Below are 20,229 nucleotides of genomic sequence, written 5' to 3'. Positions count from 1 at the left end.
CTTGTCAATCATCTTTCTTAATTTTTTTTGTCAATATTCTTACAACTTAATACTTCCATATATCTAAAATATAATCCAGCACCCTCATCACCTTTCAAGAATATACCATAATTATCATAAAAATATGTATTAATACGATAATATACTATTTTGTTTTCATTTTTTCTTTCAAATCTAGTTTCCACTATTCTATCTTTTATTTGCTTGCTTTCAGGGGTCACTATTATACTCGTTTCATTTTTTATAGATTCAATCAACTCCCTTCCCGCATTAAGATCATAATGCTTAGGGATCACTATTATACTCGTTTCATTTTTTACTGATTCATCTTTAATAAACACCTTTCCCGCATTAAGATAACACAAACTCTCAAACTCATAATATTGTGGATCCATATATTTATAAGAACAGCCTCCTGCTAAGAATAATAAAAGATATACAGGCGAAAGAAACAAAGTAAATTTTTTAAATATTGTTTTAAAATTTATAGTTTTTGTTTTATTTTTTAATTTATAAAAGATTTTAGTGCTAAAATATAAAATGATAGAAAATATAAAAACAAAAAAGAAAAATATAAGAATAAATATTAAAAGATTAATAAAGAATTCCAGCATTATTATCCTTTTAAAAAACCTCGATCACTAAATGATTGATTTGATAGCTGATTGCTTGAATTTTTTTATGCATTACTCCTCCCCTATCCACAAATTCACACTTAAATTATTCTTGTGTATGGCTTATCTTAATTTATAAGATCACTTATCCACGCTCTTAAGCTGTTGCACAAGCTTGCTTACATTGTTTTCTATTCTTTTGTTATTGGTTTCAAGATTAAAAATAGAATAGGAAAATATTGTGAGTATAAAAATCAAAGGCAAGATTATAATAAGTTTATTAAAATACAATCTCATAAATTTTTGCCAAGCATTTTCTTTAAAGCTAATCTCGTAAGCTTTATTAAAAGCTAATTGTTCTTCTAAGGTATATAAGGATGCTAAGGAAGTAGCAATATTATTACAAAGATGAATTATCCTTTCTTCACAGTCTTTATTATCGCTATATTTTCCTTTATAACCTAAAATCAAACAAGTATATATGAATTCTAAAAAGTCTTTGTTTTTTGCAGGATTATTAAGCCAAGATAGTGCTATATCATAAAAATTATTTCCCCCTAAGGTTTCATCAAATAATCTCACGGTTAAAGTATTATTAGCCCAAAAATCAATAAAATTCTCATTTTTCATTAAGCTTTCATCTATAAAAACACAAAGACAATATCTGAATTTTATAATGTCTTTTTCTTCATATTCCTTACAAGCACTTAACTTAGCACTTATGGCTAAAATACTATTAATCAGAGTTTCTCTTAAATTTGCAACAAAATGTGTCTCCAAAGAAGTAATTTTTGAAAGTCTATAAGAAAGCAAAAGAAGCTCTAAAGAATAATCTATTATTTTATTATTTTTAAGTCCTTCTAGTTTTGAGTTAAGAATTAGACTTAATTCTTCTTTATTTTTGCTTATGTTTTCTTGCATTAAAATACCGCCCACATTTTAATATCAGGATTATTAATATTATTAGTTAAATAAAAACTTATAACATTTTCTCCTTTAAAATCTTTAAATAATTCATCTTTTTTGTCAATTTTGTAATAAATATAACCATTTAAATAAGGAATGCTAGATGGAACATTAGGCACTTGATCAACATTAATTCCTTTAAGCTGGGTTGCAACTATATTTTTAATCTTGCTTTGAGTGTGAATTTTGCTTTGGGTTTTAAAATGACTTAGCAAATACTCTGTACTGACTTCAGCCTTAATCGCAAAATAAATTTCTGCATCTTCTAAAATTCCTGAATTATCAAATATAAAATCATAAAATCCATTCTGATTATTAATAATCTTAGCCATTGTGTATTTTGGGCTAGTTATTTTTGAAAATAATAATCTTAAGTTATTTATTAAACTTAAAAAAGTTTCATTTAAATTGTCATGTTTATAAGGAATAAATTCTAAAAAAGTCTCATCATTGCTAAAAGCTGATAGTTCTCCTTGAAATTCTAAGAATTTTTCATATAAAATTTCAGGGTGGATTTTATCTTTATTTGCCAAATGTGAGAAGATTAAGTACCATTTTTTTAAAAGATTTAAAGATAAAAATGTACTAAAATCTAAAGTATTTTTGGTTTGATCTATGCCTTTAAATACATTATTTAAAACACTTTTATGTTGTTTGATTGCATGAATATTTTCCTCTAAAAAAGATCTGATGATGGGAATTTTACTTATGTTAAGACAAGTAGGTATAAAATCATTTTCTAATTCAATTTTTTTGTTAGCATCAATATTTTTAATTTTTGCAATAGGTAGTTCAAGTTCATCGGGGGTTGAATTACCCAAAATACCAAGTTTTAATCTCAAACTCGCCAAAAGCAAAGCTCTTTTTTCTTGGGTAAAAGCTGTATTTTCAAGCTCATCTTCATTTTCAAGATGGTGTAAAATATCCGTTTGAGAATCATCGTAATTTCTTAGAGCAATATTGCTCCTAAGGCAAATATATTTAGAATTTGAAAGACTGTTGCGTAAAGATAAATCAGCTATAGTGCTAAGTCCTAATGGAATTTTTAAAACAATGACTGAATTGATTAAGGATTCGTAGTTAATCTCAAGCGGCTTAGGAAGCAAGTCTTGTTCAGGCGCATTAAAAATACTGCCATCTTGTGCAATGCCTGAAATTTTCGAAAGTGCGATTTTACCTTGCATTAACATTTCTTGTGAGAACTCCAAATCTATAATTCCATATAGATTGCTATAGATATGAATTGTTTTTAAGTCTATATTTCTATTTAAAAATCTTTCTTGCTGCTCAAAATGAGTTTGTCCTATATTTAAGCCATCAAACCAAGCAACTTTTAATTTATCTGCCATATTAAGTCCTATTTACTTTTCTTGATGCCTTCTTTGCTGATTTCAAATTTTAAAATTTTATTACTACCAAATCCACTAGCCTCTTCTGTTTTTACTCCTATTTTTGTGGTTTTTTTTGTATGATTTGCAAAAAGAGCTAAAACCCCTATATAAGGAACTTCTTCATCATTAACTTTTACAGCTATTACTTTATCTTTTGGGGCAATTTGTAATTTAATAGAATCTATTTTATCTTTACCTAAAACCCCATCTTCTCTGGTTGCTAAATCTAAATCACTTGCTTCTTCAAATTTCTTTATGTCTTTTAATTGATAAACAATTACAGTAATGGGTACATCATCAAATCTATTATTGAGATTGGAATTTTCTAAATTATTAATTTGAACACTTACATTGCTAGAACATGCACTTAAGAATAATGACAATAGTATAAAAATAAAAAATTTTACATTAAACATAAAATATCCTTTATAGAGTATAAAATATTTTTTTATAAAATTAACATAATAATTTTTAAAATTCAATTATAATATTTTTTAAAGGAAAGAATAATGCTTTTTAGTAGTGATTTAAAAAATGATTTAGCTAAATTAGAAGAATTTCATTTGCTTGAAGATGAAATGTCAAAATACAAAACCTTAAATCATGAAAATATTAATTGGGATAAAGTTTATGAGTATTCAGAAATAATATTAAAAAATCATTCGCTTAATTTAAAAATTTGCAATTATCTTCTCTTATCTTGTTTTTATTCTAATAAAGAAAAATATTTCCATCAGCTTTTATTGCTTTTAAAACATTTAGAGCAATTGCTTAATCAAGATAATGATTTTTTACATACTCAAAAGAAAAAAATTAAAAATCTTATTGATAATTTCTTAAATGAATACAACAAAACACAACCTTCTTTAGCTTTTGATATTACAAAAGATTTTAATGAAATTTTTGCTAAATTAGAACAAATTTTACATTGTCAGTTTTTAAAACTTAAACTCAGTGATAAAACTCCTGTGATTTTAGAGCCAGTAAAACAAGAATTAAAAACACAAAATCAAAGCACACATTCTTTAAATGAAAGAGAATATAAAGCCTTTTATCAAAACTTAGCTTTTGAACTTTTAGATGAAGATGAAAATAATCTCAATGCCTATGCAATTTTTACGCAAGCCATGTGGGGAAAAATTAAAAATTTACCTCAAAACAGCAATAATATTACAAGATTAAGATATCCTGATCTTAATTTAATTCTAGCTTTGCAAGAAGAAAAAGAAAACAAAAAAGAACATATAAAATATTTTATGAGTAATCTTATTTTAAATCCCTTTTGGCTAGAAGGAATGAAGCTTTTTTGTGAATTTTTAGACAAAAACAAAAAAACAGCAGCATCAAAAATACTCATAAGTCTTACTCATGATTTTATTAACAAATTTGAAGGTATTAACAAGCTTTGTTTTGAAACAGGGCAAATGCTTTGTAAAGAAGAAATTATCAATTATTTTACAAGATTAAACATCAAAGAAAAAAAACCTATTTGGCAAGATAATCAAATACAAAAAGTACAAAAGGATTTGGAGCAAATCTTGATAGATATTGATAATGCAAATATCAATAATTCTTTAATGAATAATATTCACTCCTTGCTTGAAATAGCAAAAGTCTTTGAAAATAAAGGTATGAAAAAAAATGCCAAAATTTTTTATTTATATTTAGTGGAATTAATGGAAAAAACCTTGTTAAAAGATTATTTGCTAGAAGAATATGAAAATGCAAAAGAAAAAGTTAAATAACACCTTATATAAAATTTAGTTTAGTTTAACTATAATAAAATGAATATAAATACTTTTTAATCTTGAAAATAAAGGAATAAGAATGTCAGATGGCTCTCGCGCACCAAAAGAACGCATCAATATAACATATAAAGCTAAAACTAATGGGCAAAATGCTGAAATAGAATTGCCGTTAAAATTAATGGTAATGGCAAATTTAAAAGGAAAAAACGAAACTCCTTTAGAAGAAAGAGAAATTTTGCAAATCAATAAAAATAATTTTGATCAAGTAATGCAAAAATTAGATATAAATACAAGTTTTAGTGTTAAAAATACTTTAGGAACGCCAGCGGAAGAACTTGATGTTAATCTTCATATTTCCAGCATGAAAGATTTTTCACCTGATTATTTAGTTTACCAAATTCCTGAGTTAAGAAAGCTAATGCAATTAAGAGAAGCTTTGATGGCTCTAAAGGGTCCTTTGGGAAATATACCTGATTTTAGAAAAGCTGTTTTAGAAGCATTAAAAGATGAAAAAACAAAAGAAAAGTTACTTGTAGAAATCAAAAAAGAAGAAGAATAGGAAATAAAAATGACAAATAAAACAACCCAAACTCCAATCATTGAAAGCATTATGGAAAAAAGCAAATATGCCAAAAATGATGAAAGTTATAGCATAGCAAAAAGAGGCGTTGCAGAATTTATTTCAGAAATTGTTAAAAGTGATAATGTTGAGGATAAAATCAATAAATTTGCACTCGATGAAATGATTGCACATATTGATGATTTATTATCAAAACAAATGGATGAAATTTTACACAATGAAGAATTTCAAAAGCTTGAATCCACTTGGCGCGGTCTTAGATTTTTGGTTGAAAGGACTGATTTTAATGAAAATATAAAAATCAATCTGTTTGATATTACAAAGGAAGAGGCTTTAGAAGATTTTGAAAATAATCCTGATATTACACAAAGTGTTATTTATAAAAACATTTATTCTTCAGAATACGGACAATTTGGTGGCGAGCCAGTAGGTGCTATTATTGGAGATTATCAGCTTAGCTCAGCAAGTCCTGATATGACTTTTTTAAATAAGATGTCAAGTATTGCAGCCATGAGTCACTCTCCTTTCTTAACCTCTTTTGGACCAAAATTTTTTGGACTTGAAGATTATTCTGAACTTGCCAATATCCAAGATTTAAAATCTTTATTAGAGGGTCCTCAATATACAAGATGGAGAACTTTTAGAGAAAATGAAGATTCTAAATATACAGGAGTGATGGTTACGAGATTTTTAACAAGAAGTCCTTATGATGTGGAAGAAAATCCTATTAAAAGTTTTAATTATAAAGAAAATGTTCATGCCTCTCATAATCATTTATTATGGGGCAATTCAGCTTATGCTTTTGCCACAAGATTAACAGAAAGTTTTGCAAAATATAGATGGTGTGGAAATATTATAGGACCAAAAAGCGGTGGGGCGGTTAAAGATTTACCTACTTATCTTTATGAAAGTTATGGAACTATGCAATCAAAAATCCCAACAGAAGTTTTAATTAGCGATAGGAGAGAATATGAACTTTCAGAAGAAGGTTTTATTACCTTAACTTTGCGTAGAGATACTAATAATGCGGCTTTCTTTTCTGCCAATAGTGTTTTAAAACCAAAAACATTTGCCAATACCCCAGAAGGCAAAGAAGCTGAAATGAATTATCGTTTAGGTACTCAACTTCCTTATATATTTTTAATTTCAAGACTGGCTCATTATTTAAAAGTTCTTCAAAGAGAAGAAATTGGCAGTTGGAAAGAAAGAAACGATATTGAAGAAGGATTAAATTCTTGGGTAAGACAATATGTTTCAGATCAAGAAAATCCTCCTGCTGAAGTAAGAAGTAGAAGGCCATTTAGAGGGGTAAAAGTCAAAGTAGATGATATAGCTGGCGAAGTAGGATGGTATAAAATAGGACTTAGTGTAAGACCTCATTTTAAATATATGGGTGGTAATTTTGAGCTTTCTTTAGTAGGAAAATTAGATAAAGAATAATGTCTTTACTCGATAAACTCATACACGAATTAGACGAGCAAAACACGCATGTTCCTTTTTATCAAAACGATTATGAGGATATTAAAAATAGTATAAAAGTTTTGCTCAATGCTAAACTTGATGATTGTTATACCATAAAAGATTTAGGTATGCCAAATTTAATTGATAGCAACCTTAATTCTAATGAATTATGTGTTTCTATGGCAAAAGAAATACAAAAACTCATTGTTTTATATGAACAAAGAATAAGAATAATTTCCATTACTTATGATAATAGCTTGAGTCCCTGTCAGCTTTCTTTCTTTTTAAAATGCACCTTTTGTGATGATAATTTTAAGGAATTTAATATAGAAATCATTTTTAAAAATAATAGGTATTGTGAGGTTGTATGAAAAATAATGTTTTTTACTATCAAAGAGAACTTAATTATTTGCATGAAACAAGAGAATATTTTATAAAATATTTTCCAAAACTCGCACCTTTTTTAGCTTATAATAGCAAAGATCCTGATGTTGAGAGAATCATTGAAAATCTAGCTATTTTAACTTCAAAAATTCATCAAGAACTTGATGAAAATATTCCTCATATAGCAGAATCTTTAATTAATATTATAGCTCCAAATTATACAAATTCTTTACCCTCGCTTTGTATGCAAGAATTTAACTTTGATAAGAAAAACAAGGAAAACAAATTAATCATTCCCAAAGGCACTATAGTTAAATCCAAAGCTATAGATAAATGTATTTGCGAATTTCAAACAATTTATGATGTTTATTTATATCCTTTATCTATTAAAGAGGTTTTTTTAGGAAGTAAAAACCAAGATTATACTTTGAATTTAAAAATGCAAATCGATAAAACAGATACTAGAATATGCGATTTAAACTTGGATAAAATGGTTTTATATCTAGGTAATGAAATTTATAGTTCCACAACTTTACTTTTATATGTGCATTCTTATTTAAAAGAGCTTAAAATTCAATGTTTGGATACCAATGAAGAGTTTAAACTTGGTATTTATGATATAGAAAAAATAGGACTTGAAAATGAAGAGAGTGCTTTATTTTATAATGACTTAGGGTTTGAAAGTTTTTCATTATTAAGAGAATATTTCTTCTTGCCGCAAAAATTTAATTTTTTTAAAATAAAAGGGTTGGATATTTTAAGAGAATGCCAAGGAAGAGAAATCAATATAGAATTTAAATTTTCCAAGCCTTTTCCTAAAAATTGTTTATTTAGAAAAGAATTGTTTTCACTAAGTATGACACCTATTATTAATATTTTTAAAAAGAGTGCTGAACCTTTTATTAACGATAACAAAAGAGATGGTTATAGAATTTTTATAGATAGAACACAGCCTAATGCTTATGAAATTATCCAAATACTTCAGGTTAAAGCACACAACAGCAATGGGGGAAGAAGGGTATTAAAAAATTACAAAAGTTTTGAGCGTTTTGAATTTTTAAAAGAAAATAAGAGTGATTTTTATGCTTTAAATACTAAAAAGAATTCTAAAGGAGAAGTATTTAAAGAAATTTCTTTTTTTTCTTCTAATTTTATAGATGAAACTGTAAGTATAGAAACTCTATGTTCAAATAAAAACTTGCCTTCAAGACTACAAATAGCTGATATTAATATTTGCGATTTAAAGGATGTTTTAACTAAAAATATACAAGTTCCAAGTAAAACAAGAGAATGCAATATTGATGGAAATTTGCTGTGGAAATTTGTATCCATGCTTTCTTTTTCTTATCAAACTATGTTAAATAAAAACGCTTTTTTTGGAGTATTAGAGAGCTATAGTTTTTTAGAGGATAAAGAAAATGAAGAAAGCTATAGGCTTTTAAAAGAAGCTATTGTTAATATCAACAGCAAAAGCGTTTATCTGATTGATGAGCACATTACCAAAAAAGGAACAAGTGCAATATTTGAATTAAAAGACTCTTGTTTTTATTCCTTAGGAGAAGTATATAGATTGGGACTTATTTTATCAAAATTTTTATCATCTTTTGCCAGTATTAATTCGTTTTGTGAGCTTACAATAAAATGTGTTGATTCTAAAGAAATTTTACATTACCCTGCGATTTTTGGAAAAAAAGATCTAATATGAAAGATTTTGATTCTTATAGTTTTTACAAATTACTTAACACTCTATTAAAGCAATATGATAAGAAAGATATTTTTTTAAGAACCAATAAAAGTTTAAAACATCCTCATAAAGAAATAGAAAAACTTCATTTTTCAAAAGATAAAATACCTATTGAATTGATAATTAATTTTATGGGTTTACATGGAGTTTCATCGCAACTTCCTTCTTATATGTTGGATAAACTCTCTAGAAATGAAGATGGCAATGAAGGATGGAGTTTATTTTTTGATTTTTTCAATCATTATTTGCTTTGGGTTTTTTTTGAAAGCATAGGTTTAAAAAGTTATCCTAGATCTTTTAATAAAGATTTTAGTGATGTTATTTCAAAAATTTTATTTAATATCTTAGGTATTAAAGAGCAATCTATCGCAATAAAATATTTACCATTTGCTCCTTTGCTTTTAAGTTTGAGACGTCCAAAGACATACATTGAAAGAGTTTTGCAAAGTAATTTTAATTTAAAAAATAAATTAAGTATTATAGAAAATTTACCCCACCAAATTTTAATTGCAAAATCCCAAAAAAATAATCTAGGCATAAAAAATCATATTTTAGGAAAAAACTTTATTTTGGGTGATACATTTTTATCTCATCAAAATAAAATTGCTATTTTTATAAAAGATATTGAATACCAAGATGCTATAGAATATTTACCTCATGGCAGTAAATATCAAGACTTAAAAGATAGTATTATATTTTTAACCAATAATGAGTTTTGTGTTGATTTGTATTTAAAAATTAATTATTCAAAAAGAATGAATTTTATATTAGGAGATGAAAGTACTGCTAAACTTGGATGGGCTAAAATTTTAGGAAAGACAAAAAAAAATTATGCAATTATGCATATTAAATTATATGAATAAATTTTTATCTATGGTTTGGTTTAATTGCTTTACCTTTAAGGTAAAGCAATTAATATTACGCAAGCGTAGAAAGGGTCCATATCTTTTCGCTGTTGTTTTTGGTTGTTATTTATGAAAATTAGCATCGGCTCTGTGATTGTGGATAATCGTGCAAATAAACTAATATTTTGGGCTAGAAATTCCATAGATATCACCCACGATGGCACTCAGCATGGAGAAGTTAGGCTCATCACAAATCTTTTAAACTATAAAGGCTTTAACAAATACCTTAAAGACTACACTTTATATACAAAGCCTAGAACCGTGCATTATGTACGCCGGAATGCTTTCAGTGCAAATTCTAAGATTATTTATGTGCAAAAAGATTTAGATTATGACGACACCCAAGAGATGATAAAGACCACTAAATATCCAAGATATTATCAAGTTTATTCTGTGAATAATATTTATAAGCAAAATTTTAAAAAGGAGTTTGAAAAGTGTAAAAATAGCGCCAGACCTATCTTTTGGTAGATGAGGCGAAGAAAATTTATGAAGATATGAGTAAAGAATTGCAAAATTATCAAGTGAAATTTGAAGAAAATCAAGAAGTGCTTAAGTCTGCAAAAGAGTTTTCGAAAAACAAAATCAAAACAAAAAAACAACCAAAATGTGTTGCAGTGTCCTAATTTATAATATTAATTGCTTTACCTTAAAGGTAAAGCAATTAAACCAAACCATAGATAAAAATTTATTCATATAATTTAATATGCATAATTGCATAATTTTTTTTTGTCTTTCCTAAAATTTTAGCCCATCCAAGTTTAGCAGTACTTTCATCTCCTAATATAAAATTCATTCTTTTTGAATAATTAATTTTTAAATACAAATCAACACAAAACTCATTATTGGTTAAAAATATAATACTATCTTTTAAGTCTTGATATTTACTGCCATGAGGTAAATATTCTATAGCATCTTGGTATTCAATATCTTTTATAAAAATAGCAATTTTATTTTGATGAGATAAAAATGTATCACCCAAAATAAAGTTTTTTCCTAAAATATGATTTTTTATGCCTAGATTATTTTTTTGGGATTTTGCAATTAAAATTTGGTGGGGTAAATTTTCTATAATACTTAATTTATTTTTTAAATTAAAATTACTTTGCAAAACTCTTTCAATGTATGTCTTTGGACGTCTCAAACTTAAAAGCAAAGGAGCAAATGGTAAATATTTTATTGCGATAGATTGCTCTTTAATACCTAAGATATTAAATAAAATTTTTGAAATAACATCACTAAAATCTTTATTAAAAGATCTAGGATAACTTTTTAAACCTATGCTTTCAAAAAAAACCCAAAGCAAATAATGATTGAAAAAATCAAAAAATAAACTCCATCCTTCATTGCCATCTTCATTTCTAGAGAGTTTATCCAACATATAAGAAGGAAGTTGCGATGAAACTCCATGTAAACCCATAAAATTAATTATCAATTCAATAGGTATTTTATCTTTTGAAAAATGAAGTTTTTCTATTTCTTTATGAGGATGTTTTAAACTTTTATTGGTTCTTAAAAAAATATCTTTCTTATCATATTGCTTTAATAGAGTGTTAAGTAATTTGTAAAAACTATAAGAATCAAAATCTTTCATATTAGATCTTTTTTTCCAAAAATCGCAGGGTAATGTAAAATTTCTTTAGAATCAACACATTTTATTGTAAGCTCACAAAACGAATTAATACTGGCAAAAGATGATAAAAATTTTGATAAAATAAGTCCCAATCTATATACTTCTCCTAAGGAATAAAAACAAGAGTCTTTTAATTCAAATATTGCACTTGTTCCTTTTTTGGTAATGTGCTCATCAATCAGATAAACGCTTTTGCTGTTGATATTAACAATAGCTTCTTTTAAAAGCCTATAGCTTTCTTCATTTTCTTTATCCTCTAAAAAACTATAGCTCTCTAATACTCCAAAAAAAGCGTTTTTATTTAACATAGTTTGATAAGAAAAAGAAAGCATGGATACAAATTTCCACAGCAAATTTCCATCAATATTGCATTCTCTTGTTTTACTTGGAACTTGTATATTTTTAGTTAAAACATCCTTTAAATCGCAAATATTAATATCAGCTATTTGTAGTCTTGAAGGCAAGTTTTTATTTGAACATAGAGTTTCTATACTTACAGTTTCATCTATAAAATTAGAAGAAAAAAAAGAAATTTCTTTAAATACTTCTCCTTTAGAATTCTTTTTAGTATTTAAAGCATAAAAATCACTCTTATTTTCTTTTAAAAATTCAAAACGCTCAAAACTTTTGTAATTTTTTAATACCCTTCTTCCCCCATTGCTGTTGTGTGCTTTAACCTGAAGTATTTGGATAATTTCATAAGCATTAGGCTGTGTTCTATCTATAAAAATTCTATAACCATCTCTTTTGTTATCGTTAATAAAAGGTTCAGCACTCTTTTTAAAAATATTAATAATAGGTGTCATACTTAGTGAAAACAATTCTTTTCTAAATAAACAATTTTTAGGAAAAGGCTTGGAAAATTTAAATTCTATATTGATTTCTCTTCCTTGGCATTCTCTTAAAATATCCAACCCTTTTATTTTAAAAAAATTAAATTTTTGCGGCAAGAAGAAATATTCTCTTAATAATGAAAAACTTTCAAACCCTAAGTCATTATAAAATAAAGCACTCTCTTCATTTTCAAGTCCTATTTTTTCTATATCATAAATACCAAGTTTAAACTCTTCATTGGTATCCAAACATTGAATTTTAAGCTCTTTTAAATAAGAATGCACATATAAAAGTAAAGTTGTGGAACTATAAATTTCATTACCTAGATATAAAACCATTTTATCCAAGTTTAAATCGCATATTCTAGTATCTGTTTTATCGATTTGCATTTTTAAATTCAAAGTATAATCTTGGTTTTTACTTCCTAAAAAAACCTCTTTAATAGATAAAGGATATAAATAAACATCATAAATTGTTTGAAATTCGCAAATACATTTATCTATAGCTTTGGATTTAACTATAGTGCCTTTGGGAATGATTAATTTGTTTTCCTTGTTTTTCTTATCAAAGTTAAATTCTTGCATACAAAGCGAGGGTAAAGAATTTGTATAATTTGGAGCTATAATATTAATTAAAGATTCTGCTATATGAGGAATATTTTCATCAAGTTCTTGATGAATTTTTGAAGTTAAAATAGCTAGATTTTCAATGATTCTCTCAACATCAGGATCTTTGCTATTATAAGCTAAAAAAGGTGCGAGTTTTGGAAAATATTTTATAAAATATTCTCTTGTTTCATGCAAATAATTAAGTTCTCTTTGATAGTAAAAAACATTATTTTTCATACAACCTCACAATACCTATTATTTTTAAAAATGATTTCTATATTAAATTCCTTAAAATTATCATCACAAAAGGTGCATTTTAAAAAGAAAGAAAGCTGACAGGGACTCAAGCTATTATCATAAGTAATGGAAATTATTCTTATTCTTTGTTCATATAAAACAATGAGTTTTTGTATTTCTTTTGCCATAGAAACACATAATTCATTAGAATTAAGGTTGCTATCAATTAAATTTGGCATACCTAAATCTTTTATGGTATAACAATCATCAAGTTTAGCATTGAGCAAAACTTTTATACTATTTTTAATATCCTCATAATCGTTTTGATAAAAAGGAACATGCGTGTTTTGCTCGTCTAATTCGTGTATGAGTTTATCGAGTAAAGACATTATTCTTTATCTAATTTTCCTACTAAAGAAAGCTCAAAATTACCACCCATATATTTAAAATGAGGTCTTACACTAAGTCCTATTTTATACCATCCTACTTCGCCAGCTATATCATCTACTTTGACTTTTACCCCTCTAAATGGCCTTCTACTTCTTACTTCAGCAGGAGGATTTTCTTGATCTGAAACATATTGTCTTACCCAAGAATTTAATCCTTCTTCAATATCGTTTCTTTCTTTCCAACTGCCAATTTCTTCTCTTTGAAGAACTTTTAAATAATGAGCCAGTCTTGAAATTAAAAATATATAAGGAAGTTGAGTACCTAAACGATAATTCATTTCAGCTTCTTTGCCTTCTGGGGTATTGGCAAATGTTTTTGGTTTTAAAACACTATTGGCAGAAAAGAAAGCCGCATTATTAGTATCTCTACGCAAAGTTAAGGTAATAAAACCTTCTTCTGAAAGTTCATATTCTCTCCTATCGCTAATTAAAACTTCTGTTGGGATTTTTGATTGCATAGTTCCATAACTTTCATAAAGATAAGTAGGTAAATCTTTAACCGCCCCACCGCTTTTTGGTCCTATAATATTTCCACACCATCTATATTTTGCAAAACTTTCTGTTAATCTTGTGGCAAAAGCATAAGCTGAATTGCCCCATAATAAATGATTATGAGAGGCATGAACATTTTCTTTATAATTAAAACTTTTAATAGGATTTTCTTCCACATCATAAGGACTTCTTGTTAAAAATCTCGTAACCATCACTCCTGTATATTTAGAATCTTCATTTTCTCTAAAAGTTCTCCATCTTGTATATTGAGGACCCTCTAATAAAGATTTTAAATCTTGGATATTGGCAAGTTCAGAATAATCTTCAAGTCCAAAAAATTTTGGTCCAAAAGAGGTTAAGAAAGGAGAGTGACTCATGGCTGCAATACTTGACATCTTATTTAAAAAAGTCATATCAGGACTTGCTGAGCTAAGCTGATAATCTCCAATAATAGCACCTACTGGCTCGCCACCAAATTGTCCGTATTCTGAAGAATAAATGTTTTTATAAATAACACTTTGTGTAATATCAGGATTATTTTCAAAATCTTCTAAAGCCTCTTCCTTTGTAATATCAAACAGATTGATTTTTATATTTTCATTAAAATCAGTCCTTTCAACCAAAAATCTAAGACCGCGCCAAGTGGATTCAAGCTTTTGAAATTCTTCATTGTGTAAAATTTCATCCATTTGTTTTGATAATAAATCATCAATATGTGCAATCATTTCATCGAGTGCAAATTTATTGATTTTATCCTCAACATTATCACTTTTAACAATTTCTGAAATAAATTCTGCAACGCCTCTTTTTGCTATGCTATAACTTTCATCATTTTTGGCATATTTGCTTTTTTCCATAATGCTTTCAATGATTGGAGTTTGGGTTGTTTTATTTGTCATTTTTATTTCCTATTCTTCTTCTTTTTTGATTTCTACAAGTAACTTTTCTTTTGTTTTTTCATCTTTTAATGCTTCTAAAACAGCTTTTCTAAAATCAGGTATATTTCCCAAAGGACCCTTTAGAGCCATCAAAGCTTCTCTTAATTGCATTAGCTTTCTTAACTCAGGAATTTGGTAAACTAAATAATCAGGTGAAAAATCTTTCATGCTGGAAATATGAAGATTAACATCAAGTTCTTCCGCTGGCGTTCCTAAAGTATTTTTAACACTAAAACTTGTATTTATATCTAATTTTTGCATTACTTGATCAAAATTATTTTTATTGATTTGCAAAATTTCTCTTTCTTCTAAAGGAGTTTCGTTTTTTCCTTTTAAATTTGCCATTACCATTAATTTTAACGGCAATTCTATTTCAGCATTTTGCCCATTAGTTTTAGCTTTATATGTTATATTGATGCGTTCTTTTGGTGCGCGAGAGCCATCTGACATTCTTATTCCTTTATTTTCAAGATTAAAAAGTATTTATATTCATTTTATTATAGTTAAACTAAACTAAATTTTATATAAGGTGTTATTTAACTTTTTCTTTTGCATTTTCATATTCTTCTAGCAAATAATCTTTTAACAAGGTTTTTTCCATTAATTCCACTAAATATAAATAAAAAATTTTGGCATTTTTTTTCATACCTTTATTTTCAAAGACTTTTGCTATTTCAAGCAAGGAGTGAATATTATTCATTAAAGAATTATTGATATTTGCATTATCAATATCTATCAAGATTTGCTCCAAATCCTTTTGTACTTTTTGTATTTGATTATCTTGCCAAATAGGTTTTTTTTCTTTGATGTTTAATCTTGTAAAATAATTGATAATTTCTTCTTTACAAAGCATTTGCCCTGTTTCAAAACAAAGCTTGTTAATACCTTCAAATTTGTTAATAAAATCATGAGTAAGACTTATGAGTATTTTTGATGCTGCTGTTTTTTTGTTTTTGTCTAAAAATTCACAAAAAAGCTTCATTCCTTCTAGCCAAAAGGGATTTAAAATAAGATTACTCATAAAATATTTTATATGTTCTTTTTTGTTTTCTTTTTCTTCTTGCAAAGCTAGAATTAAATTAAGATCAGGATATCTTAATCTTGTAATATTATTGCTGTTTTGAGGTAAATTTTTAATTTTTCCCCACATGGCTTGCGTAAAAATTGCATAGGCATTGAGATTATTTTCATCTTCATCTAAAAGTTCAAAAGCTAAGTTTTGATAAAAGGCTTTATATTCTCTTTCATTTAAAGAATGTGTGCTTTGATTTTGTGTTTTTAATTCTTGTTTTACTGGCTCTAAAATCACAGGAGTTTTATCACTGAGTTTAAGTTTTAAAAACTGACAATGTAAAATTTGTTCTAATTTAGCAAAAATTTCATTAAAATCTTTTGTAATATCAAAAGCTAAAGAAGGTTGTGTTTTGTTGTATTCATTTAAGAAATTATCAATAAGATTTTTAATTTTTTTCTTTTGAGTATGTAAAAAATCATTATCTTGATTAAGCAATTGCTCTAAATGTTTTAAAAGCAATAAAAGCTGATGGAAATATTTTTCTTTATTAGAATAAAAACAAGATAAGAGAAGATAATTGCAAATTTTTAAATTAAGCGAATGATTTTTTAATATTATTTCTGAATACTCATAAACTTTATCCCAATTAATATTTTCATGATTTAAGGTTTTGTATTTTGACATTTCATCTTCAAGCAAATGAAATTCTTCTAATTTAGCTAAATCATTTTTTAAATCACTACTAAAAAGCATTATTCTTTCCTTTAAAAAATATTATAATTGAATTTTAAAAATTATTATGTTAATTTTATAAAAAAATATTTTATACTCTATAAAGGATATTTTATGTTTAATGTAAAATTTTTTATTTTTATACTATTGTCATTATTCTTAAGTGCATGTTCTAGCAATGTAAGTGTTCAAATTAATAATTTAGAAAATTCCAATCTCAATAATAGATTTGATGATGTACCCATTACTGTAATTGTTTATCAATTAAAAGACATAAAGAAATTTGAAGAAGCAAGTGATTTAGATTTAGCAACCAGAGAAGATGGGGTTTTAGGTAAAGATAAAATAGATTCTATTAAATTACAAATTGCCCCAAAAGATAAAGTAATAGCTGTAAAAGTTAATGATGAAGAAGTTCCTTATATAGGGGTTTTAGCTCTTTTTGCAAATCATACAAAAAAAACCACAAAAATAGGAGTAAAAACAGAAGAGGCTAGTGGATTTGGTAGTAATAAAATTTTAAAATTTGAAATCAGCAAAGAAGGCATCAAGAAAAGTAAATAGGACTTAATATGGCAGATAAATTAAAAGTTGCTTGGTTTGATGGCTTAAATATAGGACAAACTCATTTTGAGCAGCAAGAAAGATTTTTAAATAGAAATATAGACTTAAAAACAATTCATATCTATAGCAATCTATATGGAATTATAGATTTGGAGTTCTCACAAGAAATGTTAATGCAAGGTAAAATCGCACTTTCGAAAATTTCAGGCATTGCACAAGATGGCAGTATTTTTAATGCGCCTGAACAAGACTTGCTTCCTAAGCCGCTTGAGATTAACTACGAATCCTTAATCAATTCAGTCATTGTTTTAAAAATTCCATTAGGACTTAGCACTATAGCTGATTTATCTTTACGCAACAGTCTTTCAAATTCTAAATATATTTGCCTTAGGAGCAATATTGCTCTAAGAAATTACGATGATTCTCAAACGGATATTTTACACCATCTTGAAAATGAAGATGAGCTTGAAAATACAGCTTTTACCCAAGAAAAAAGAGCTTTGCTTTTGGCGAGTTTGAGATTAAAACTTGGTATTTTGGGTAATTCAACCCCCGATGAACTTGAACTACCTATTGCAAAAATTAAAAATATTGATGCTAACAAAAAAATTGAATTAGAAAATGATTTTATACCTACTTGTCTTAACATAAGTAAAATTCCCATCATCAGATCTTTTTTAGAGGAAAATATTCATGCAATCAAACAACATAAAAGTGTTTTAAATAATGTATTTAAAGGCATAGATCAAACCAAAAATACTTTAGATTTTAGTACATTTTTATCTTTAAATCTTTTAAAAAAATGGTACTTAATCTTCTCACATTTGGCAAATAAAGATAAAATCCACCCTGAAATTTTATATGAAAAATTCTTAGAATTTCAAGGAGAACTATCAGCTTTTAGCAATGATGAGACTTTTTTAGAATTTATTCCTTATAAACATGACAATTTAAATGAAACTTTTTTAAGTTTAATAAATAACTTAAGATTATTATTTTCAAAAATAACTAGCCCAAAATACACAATGGCTAAGATTATTAATAATCAGAATGGATTTTATGATTTTATATTTGATAATTCAGGAATTTTAGAAGATGCAGAAATTTATTTTGCGATTAAGGCTGAAGTCAGTACAGAGTATTTGCTAAGTCATTTTAAAACCCAAAGCAAAATTCACACTCAAAGCAAGATTAAAAATATAGTTGCAACCCAGCTTAAAGGAATTAATGTTGATCAAGTGCCTAATGTTCCATCTAGCATTCCTTATTTAAATGGTTATATTTATTACAAAATTGACAAAAAAGATGAATTATTTAAAGATTTTAAAGGAGAAAATGTTATAAGTTTTTATTTAACTAATAATATTAATAATCCTGATATTAAAATGTGGGCGGTATTTTAATGCAAGAAAACATAAGCAAAAATAAAGAAGAATTAAGTCTAATTCTTAACTCAAAACTAGAAGGACTTAAAAATAATAAAATAATAGATTATTCTTTAGAGCTTCTTTTGCTTTCTTATAGACTTTCAAAAATTACTTCTTTGGAGACACATTTTGTTGCAAATTTAAGAGAAACTCTGATTAATAGTATTTTAGCCATAAGTGCTAAGTTAAGTGCTTGTAAGGAATATGAAGAAAAAGACATTATAAAATTCAGATATTGTCTTTGTGTTTTTATAGATGAAAGCTTAATGAAAAATGAGAATTTTATTGATTTTTGGGCTAATAATACTTTAACCGTGAGATTATTTGATGAAACCTTAGGGGGAAATAATTTTTATGATATAGCACTATCTTGGCTTAATAATCCTGCAAAAAACAAAGACTTTTTAGAATTCATATATACTTGTTTGATTTTAGGTTATAAAGGAAAATATAGCGATAATAAAGACTGTGAAGAAAGGATAATTCATCTTTGTAATAATATTGCTACTTCCTTAGCATCCTTATATACCTTAGAAGAACAATTAGCTTTTAATAAAGCTTACGAGATTAGCTTTAAAGAAAATGCTTGGCAAAAATTTATGAGATTGTATTTTAATAAACTTATTATAATCTTGCCTTTGATTTTTATACTCACAATATTTTCCTATTCTATTTTTAATCTTGAAACCAATAACAAAAGAATAGAAAACAATGTAAGCAAGCTTGTGCAACAGCTTAAGAGCGTGGATAAGTGATCTTATAAATTAAGATAAGCCATACACAAGAATAATTTAAGTGTGAATTTGTGGATAGGGGAGGAGTAATGCATAAAAAAATTCAAGCAATCAGCTATCAAATCAATCATTTAGTGATCGAGGTTTTTTAAAAGGATAATAATGCTGGAATTCTTTATTAATCTTTTAATATTTATTCTTATATTTTTCTTTTTTGTTTTTATATTTTCTATCATTTTATATTTTAGCACTAAAATCTTTTATAAATTAAAAAATAAAACAAAAACTATAAATTTTAAAACAATATTTAAAAAATTTACTTTGTTTCTTTCGCCTGTATATCTTTTATTATTCTTAGCAGGAGGCTGTTCTTATAAATATATGGATCCACAATATTATGAATTTAAGAAGTTGTGTAAAGATATAGACAATAAAGTAGTAATTTATGATAAAGCTTATTGGGAAATATTTAGCAATAGAGAAAAAGGAAATACAAAACATGATGAAAAAGGAGAATTCTTTTTTAATCAAAAAATAAATAAAAAAATATATTTTGATTTTAAAAAATCAAAAAGCATTAATGTATTGCAAAAGGATAAATTTACTTTAACAGAAGTTACATTTGAAGATTATTATGATGGCATTCATTATTCAACACATTTATCCTATATTTATAATGATTATGGTATATTCTTAGGAGGCGATGAGGGCGCTGGATTCTATTTTAGATATCATAGAAGGTTATATTGTGAAGATGTTAGATAAAAAATTTA

22 protein-coding genes are annotated in these 20,229 nt (G+C 26.4%); 12 read left to right on the top strand and 10 right to left on the bottom strand.

Annotated features, from left to right (window positions below; all coding sequences use genetic code 11):
• Nucleotides 1-17 precede the first annotated feature (17 nt).
• The 4 genes from AAH949_RS04010 to tssJ (AAH949_RS03995) form a co-directional block, all read right to left on the bottom strand.
• A complete protein-coding gene (locus AAH949_RS04010; protein ID WP_348519038.1) occupies nucleotides 18-395 on the bottom strand; it encodes a hypothetical protein in 378 nt (125 codons plus the stop codon).
• A gap of 360 nt (nucleotides 396-755) precedes the next feature.
• Nucleotides 756-1,535, bottom strand: coding sequence for a type IVB secretion system protein IcmH/DotU (gene icmH, locus AAH949_RS04005; RefSeq protein ID WP_134239383.1), 780 nt, complete (start codon nucleotides 1,533-1,535; stop codon nucleotides 756-758).
• Nucleotides 1,535-2,929: a type VI secretion system baseplate subunit TssK gene (gene tssK / locus AAH949_RS04000; protein ID WP_134239385.1), complete on the bottom strand. Its 1,395-nt coding sequence runs from the start codon at nucleotides 2,927-2,929 to the stop codon at nucleotides 1,535-1,537. The genes icmH (AAH949_RS04005) and tssK (AAH949_RS04000) overlap by 1 nt, the downstream gene beginning before the upstream one ends.
• 8 nt (nucleotides 2,930-2,937) lie before the next feature.
• Nucleotides 2,938-3,387 (bottom strand): type VI secretion system lipoprotein TssJ, encoded by a 450-nt coding sequence (gene tssJ / locus AAH949_RS03995; RefSeq protein WP_134239387.1) that lies wholly within the window; start codon nucleotides 3,385-3,387, stop codon nucleotides 2,938-2,940.
• Nucleotides 3,388-3,480: 93 nt separating this feature from the next.
• Here tssJ (AAH949_RS03995) and AAH949_RS03990 point away from each other — a divergent pair, with 93 nt between their 5' ends.
• From AAH949_RS03990 to AAH949_RS03955, 8 genes are all read left to right on the top strand, one after another.
• Complete coding sequence (locus tag AAH949_RS03990) at nucleotides 3,481-4,716, top strand: type VI secretion system domain-containing protein (RefSeq protein ID WP_134239389.1); 1,236 nt, start codon at nucleotides 3,481-3,483, stop codon at nucleotides 4,714-4,716.
• A gap of 82 nt (nucleotides 4,717-4,798) precedes the next feature.
• Nucleotides 4,799-5,278, top strand: a complete 480-nt coding sequence (gene tssB, locus AAH949_RS03985; protein ID WP_348519034.1) for a type VI secretion system contractile sheath small subunit — start codon at nucleotides 4,799-4,801, stop codon at nucleotides 5,276-5,278.
• Between the two features lie 9 nt (nucleotides 5,279-5,287).
• Nucleotides 5,288-6,739: a type VI secretion system contractile sheath large subunit gene (gene tssC, locus AAH949_RS03980; RefSeq protein ID WP_134239393.1), complete on the top strand. Its 1,452-nt coding sequence runs from the start codon at nucleotides 5,288-5,290 to the stop codon at nucleotides 6,737-6,739.
• Nucleotides 6,739-7,131, top strand: coding sequence for a GPW/gp25 family protein (locus AAH949_RS03975; RefSeq protein WP_134239395.1), 393 nt, complete (start codon nucleotides 6,739-6,741; stop codon nucleotides 7,129-7,131). Before tssC (AAH949_RS03980) ends, AAH949_RS03975 begins: the two co-directional genes overlap by 1 nt.
• Nucleotides 7,128-8,849 carry a type VI secretion system baseplate subunit TssF gene (gene tssF, locus AAH949_RS03970; RefSeq protein WP_348519035.1) on the top strand — a complete coding sequence of 574 codons (1,722 nt, stop codon included), beginning with the start codon at nucleotides 7,128-7,130 and terminating at the stop codon, nucleotides 8,847-8,849. The genes AAH949_RS03975 and tssF (AAH949_RS03970) overlap by 4 nt, the downstream gene beginning before the upstream one ends.
• The gene (locus tag AAH949_RS03965; protein ID WP_348519036.1) at nucleotides 8,846-9,751 is read left to right on the top strand and encodes a type VI secretion system baseplate subunit TssG; all 906 of its coding nucleotides are present in this window, start codon (nucleotides 8,846-8,848) and stop codon (nucleotides 9,749-9,751) included. The genes tssF (AAH949_RS03970) and AAH949_RS03965 overlap by 4 nt, the downstream gene beginning before the upstream one ends.
• A gap of 111 nt (nucleotides 9,752-9,862) precedes the next feature.
• The gene (locus AAH949_RS03960; protein WP_348519037.1) at nucleotides 9,863-10,264 is read left to right on the top strand and encodes a hypothetical protein; all 402 of its coding nucleotides are present in this window, start codon (nucleotides 9,863-9,865) and stop codon (nucleotides 10,262-10,264) included.
• A gap of 26 nt (nucleotides 10,265-10,290) precedes the next feature.
• Entirely contained in the window at nucleotides 10,291-10,419 is a 129-nt protein-coding gene (locus tag AAH949_RS03955; RefSeq protein WP_279586270.1) for a hypothetical protein, read from the top strand.
• Nucleotides 10,420-10,481: 62 nt separating this feature from the next.
• Here the strand turns inward: AAH949_RS03955 and AAH949_RS03950 are convergent, their stop codons facing one another.
• From AAH949_RS03950 to AAH949_RS03925, 6 genes are all read right to left on the bottom strand, one after another.
• Nucleotides 10,482-11,387, bottom strand: coding sequence for a type VI secretion system baseplate subunit TssG (locus tag AAH949_RS03950; protein ID WP_348519036.1), 906 nt, complete (start codon nucleotides 11,385-11,387; stop codon nucleotides 10,482-10,484).
• Nucleotides 11,384-13,105 (bottom strand): type VI secretion system baseplate subunit TssF, encoded by a 1,722-nt coding sequence (tssF, locus tag AAH949_RS03945; RefSeq protein ID WP_348519035.1) that lies wholly within the window; start codon nucleotides 13,103-13,105, stop codon nucleotides 11,384-11,386. Before tssF (AAH949_RS03945) ends, AAH949_RS03950 begins: the two co-directional genes overlap by 4 nt.
• On the bottom strand, nucleotides 13,102-13,494 hold the full coding sequence (locus AAH949_RS03940) for a GPW/gp25 family protein (RefSeq protein ID WP_134239395.1): 393 nt from the start codon (nucleotides 13,492-13,494) through the stop codon (nucleotides 13,102-13,104). The genes tssF (AAH949_RS03945) and AAH949_RS03940 overlap by 4 nt, the downstream gene beginning before the upstream one ends.
• On the bottom strand, nucleotides 13,494-14,945 hold the full coding sequence (gene tssC / locus AAH949_RS03935; RefSeq protein WP_134239393.1) for a type VI secretion system contractile sheath large subunit: 1,452 nt from the start codon (nucleotides 14,943-14,945) through the stop codon (nucleotides 13,494-13,496). Before tssC (AAH949_RS03935) ends, AAH949_RS03940 begins: the two co-directional genes overlap by 1 nt.
• Before the next feature lie 9 nt (nucleotides 14,946-14,954).
• Nucleotides 14,955-15,434, bottom strand: coding sequence for a type VI secretion system contractile sheath small subunit (gene tssB / locus AAH949_RS03930; RefSeq protein ID WP_348519034.1), 480 nt, complete (start codon nucleotides 15,432-15,434; stop codon nucleotides 14,955-14,957).
• Nucleotides 15,435-15,516: 82 nt separating this feature from the next.
• Nucleotides 15,517-16,752 carry a type VI secretion system domain-containing protein gene (locus AAH949_RS03925; RefSeq protein WP_134239389.1) on the bottom strand — a complete coding sequence of 412 codons (1,236 nt, stop codon included), beginning with the start codon at nucleotides 16,750-16,752 and terminating at the stop codon, nucleotides 15,517-15,519.
• A 93-nt stretch (nucleotides 16,753-16,845) separates the two neighbouring features.
• On the opposite strand from AAH949_RS03925, the gene tssJ (AAH949_RS03920) reads away from it, so the two are divergent.
• The 4 genes from tssJ (AAH949_RS03920) to AAH949_RS03905 all read left to right on the top strand — a co-directional run bounded on the left by tssJ (AAH949_RS03920) (nucleotide 16,846) and on the right by AAH949_RS03905 (nucleotide 20,221).
• Complete coding sequence (gene tssJ / locus AAH949_RS03920; RefSeq protein ID WP_134239387.1) at nucleotides 16,846-17,295, top strand: type VI secretion system lipoprotein TssJ; 450 nt, start codon at nucleotides 16,846-16,848, stop codon at nucleotides 17,293-17,295.
• Between the two features lie 8 nt (nucleotides 17,296-17,303).
• Complete coding sequence (tssK, locus tag AAH949_RS03915; RefSeq protein WP_134239385.1) at nucleotides 17,304-18,698, top strand: type VI secretion system baseplate subunit TssK; 1,395 nt, start codon at nucleotides 17,304-17,306, stop codon at nucleotides 18,696-18,698.
• Nucleotides 18,698-19,477 (top strand): type IVB secretion system protein IcmH/DotU, encoded by a 780-nt coding sequence (gene icmH, locus AAH949_RS03910; protein WP_134239383.1) that lies wholly within the window; start codon nucleotides 18,698-18,700, stop codon nucleotides 19,475-19,477. The genes tssK (AAH949_RS03915) and icmH (AAH949_RS03910) overlap by 1 nt, the downstream gene beginning before the upstream one ends.
• Nucleotides 19,478-19,837: 360 nt before the next feature.
• Nucleotides 19,838-20,221, top strand: coding sequence for a hypothetical protein (locus AAH949_RS03905; RefSeq protein WP_348519033.1), 384 nt, complete (start codon nucleotides 19,838-19,840; stop codon nucleotides 20,219-20,221).
• Nucleotides 20,222-20,229: the final 8 nt, after the last annotated feature.

Source organism: Campylobacter sp. CCS1377, assembly GCF_040008265.1.
GTDB lineage: Bacteria > Campylobacterota > Campylobacteria > Campylobacterales > Campylobacteraceae > Campylobacter_D.
This window is presented reverse-complemented; position numbering and strand designations above follow the sequence as displayed.

What these genes read in the sequence shown, in the direction of transcription:
- AAH949_RS04010 (WP_348519038.1), bottom strand. Translation starts at nt 395, where the DNA reads ATGGATCCACAATATTATGAGTTTGAGAGTTTGTGTTATCTTAATGCG.
- icmH (WP_134239383.1), bottom strand. Translation starts at nt 1,535, where the DNA reads ATGCAAGAAAACATAAGCAAAAATAAAGAAGAATTAAGTCTAATTCTT.
- tssK (WP_134239385.1), bottom strand. Translation starts at nt 2,929, where the DNA reads ATGGCAGATAAATTAAAAGTTGCTTGGTTTGATGGCTTAAATATAGGA.
- tssJ (WP_134239387.1), bottom strand. Translation starts at nt 3,387, where the DNA reads ATGTTTAATGTAAAATTTTTTATTTTTATACTATTGTCATTATTCTTA.
- AAH949_RS03990 (WP_134239389.1), top strand. Translation starts at nt 3,481, where the DNA reads ATGCTTTTTAGTAGTGATTTAAAAAATGATTTAGCTAAATTAGAAGAA.
- tssB (WP_348519034.1), top strand. Translation starts at nt 4,799, where the DNA reads ATGTCAGATGGCTCTCGCGCACCAAAAGAACGCATCAATATAACATAT.
- tssC (WP_134239393.1), top strand. Translation starts at nt 5,288, where the DNA reads ATGACAAATAAAACAACCCAAACTCCAATCATTGAAAGCATTATGGAA.
- AAH949_RS03975 (WP_134239395.1), top strand. Translation starts at nt 6,739, where the DNA reads ATGTCTTTACTCGATAAACTCATACACGAATTAGACGAGCAAAACACG.
- tssF (WP_348519035.1), top strand. Translation starts at nt 7,128, where the DNA reads ATGAAAAATAATGTTTTTTACTATCAAAGAGAACTTAATTATTTGCAT.
- AAH949_RS03965 (WP_348519036.1), top strand. Translation starts at nt 8,846, where the DNA reads ATGAAAGATTTTGATTCTTATAGTTTTTACAAATTACTTAACACTCTA.
- AAH949_RS03960 (WP_348519037.1), top strand. Translation starts at nt 9,863, where the DNA reads ATGAAAATTAGCATCGGCTCTGTGATTGTGGATAATCGTGCAAATAAA.
- AAH949_RS03955 (WP_279586270.1), top strand. Translation starts at nt 10,291, where the DNA reads ATGAGTAAAGAATTGCAAAATTATCAAGTGAAATTTGAAGAAAATCAA.
- AAH949_RS03950 (WP_348519036.1), bottom strand. Translation starts at nt 11,387, where the DNA reads ATGAAAGATTTTGATTCTTATAGTTTTTACAAATTACTTAACACTCTA.
- tssF (WP_348519035.1), bottom strand. Translation starts at nt 13,105, where the DNA reads ATGAAAAATAATGTTTTTTACTATCAAAGAGAACTTAATTATTTGCAT.
- AAH949_RS03940 (WP_134239395.1), bottom strand. Translation starts at nt 13,494, where the DNA reads ATGTCTTTACTCGATAAACTCATACACGAATTAGACGAGCAAAACACG.
- tssC (WP_134239393.1), bottom strand. Translation starts at nt 14,945, where the DNA reads ATGACAAATAAAACAACCCAAACTCCAATCATTGAAAGCATTATGGAA.
- tssB (WP_348519034.1), bottom strand. Translation starts at nt 15,434, where the DNA reads ATGTCAGATGGCTCTCGCGCACCAAAAGAACGCATCAATATAACATAT.
- AAH949_RS03925 (WP_134239389.1), bottom strand. Translation starts at nt 16,752, where the DNA reads ATGCTTTTTAGTAGTGATTTAAAAAATGATTTAGCTAAATTAGAAGAA.
- tssJ (WP_134239387.1), top strand. Translation starts at nt 16,846, where the DNA reads ATGTTTAATGTAAAATTTTTTATTTTTATACTATTGTCATTATTCTTA.
- tssK (WP_134239385.1), top strand. Translation starts at nt 17,304, where the DNA reads ATGGCAGATAAATTAAAAGTTGCTTGGTTTGATGGCTTAAATATAGGA.
- icmH (WP_134239383.1), top strand. Translation starts at nt 18,698, where the DNA reads ATGCAAGAAAACATAAGCAAAAATAAAGAAGAATTAAGTCTAATTCTT.
- AAH949_RS03905 (WP_348519033.1), top strand. Translation starts at nt 19,838, where the DNA reads ATGGATCCACAATATTATGAATTTAAGAAGTTGTGTAAAGATATAGAC.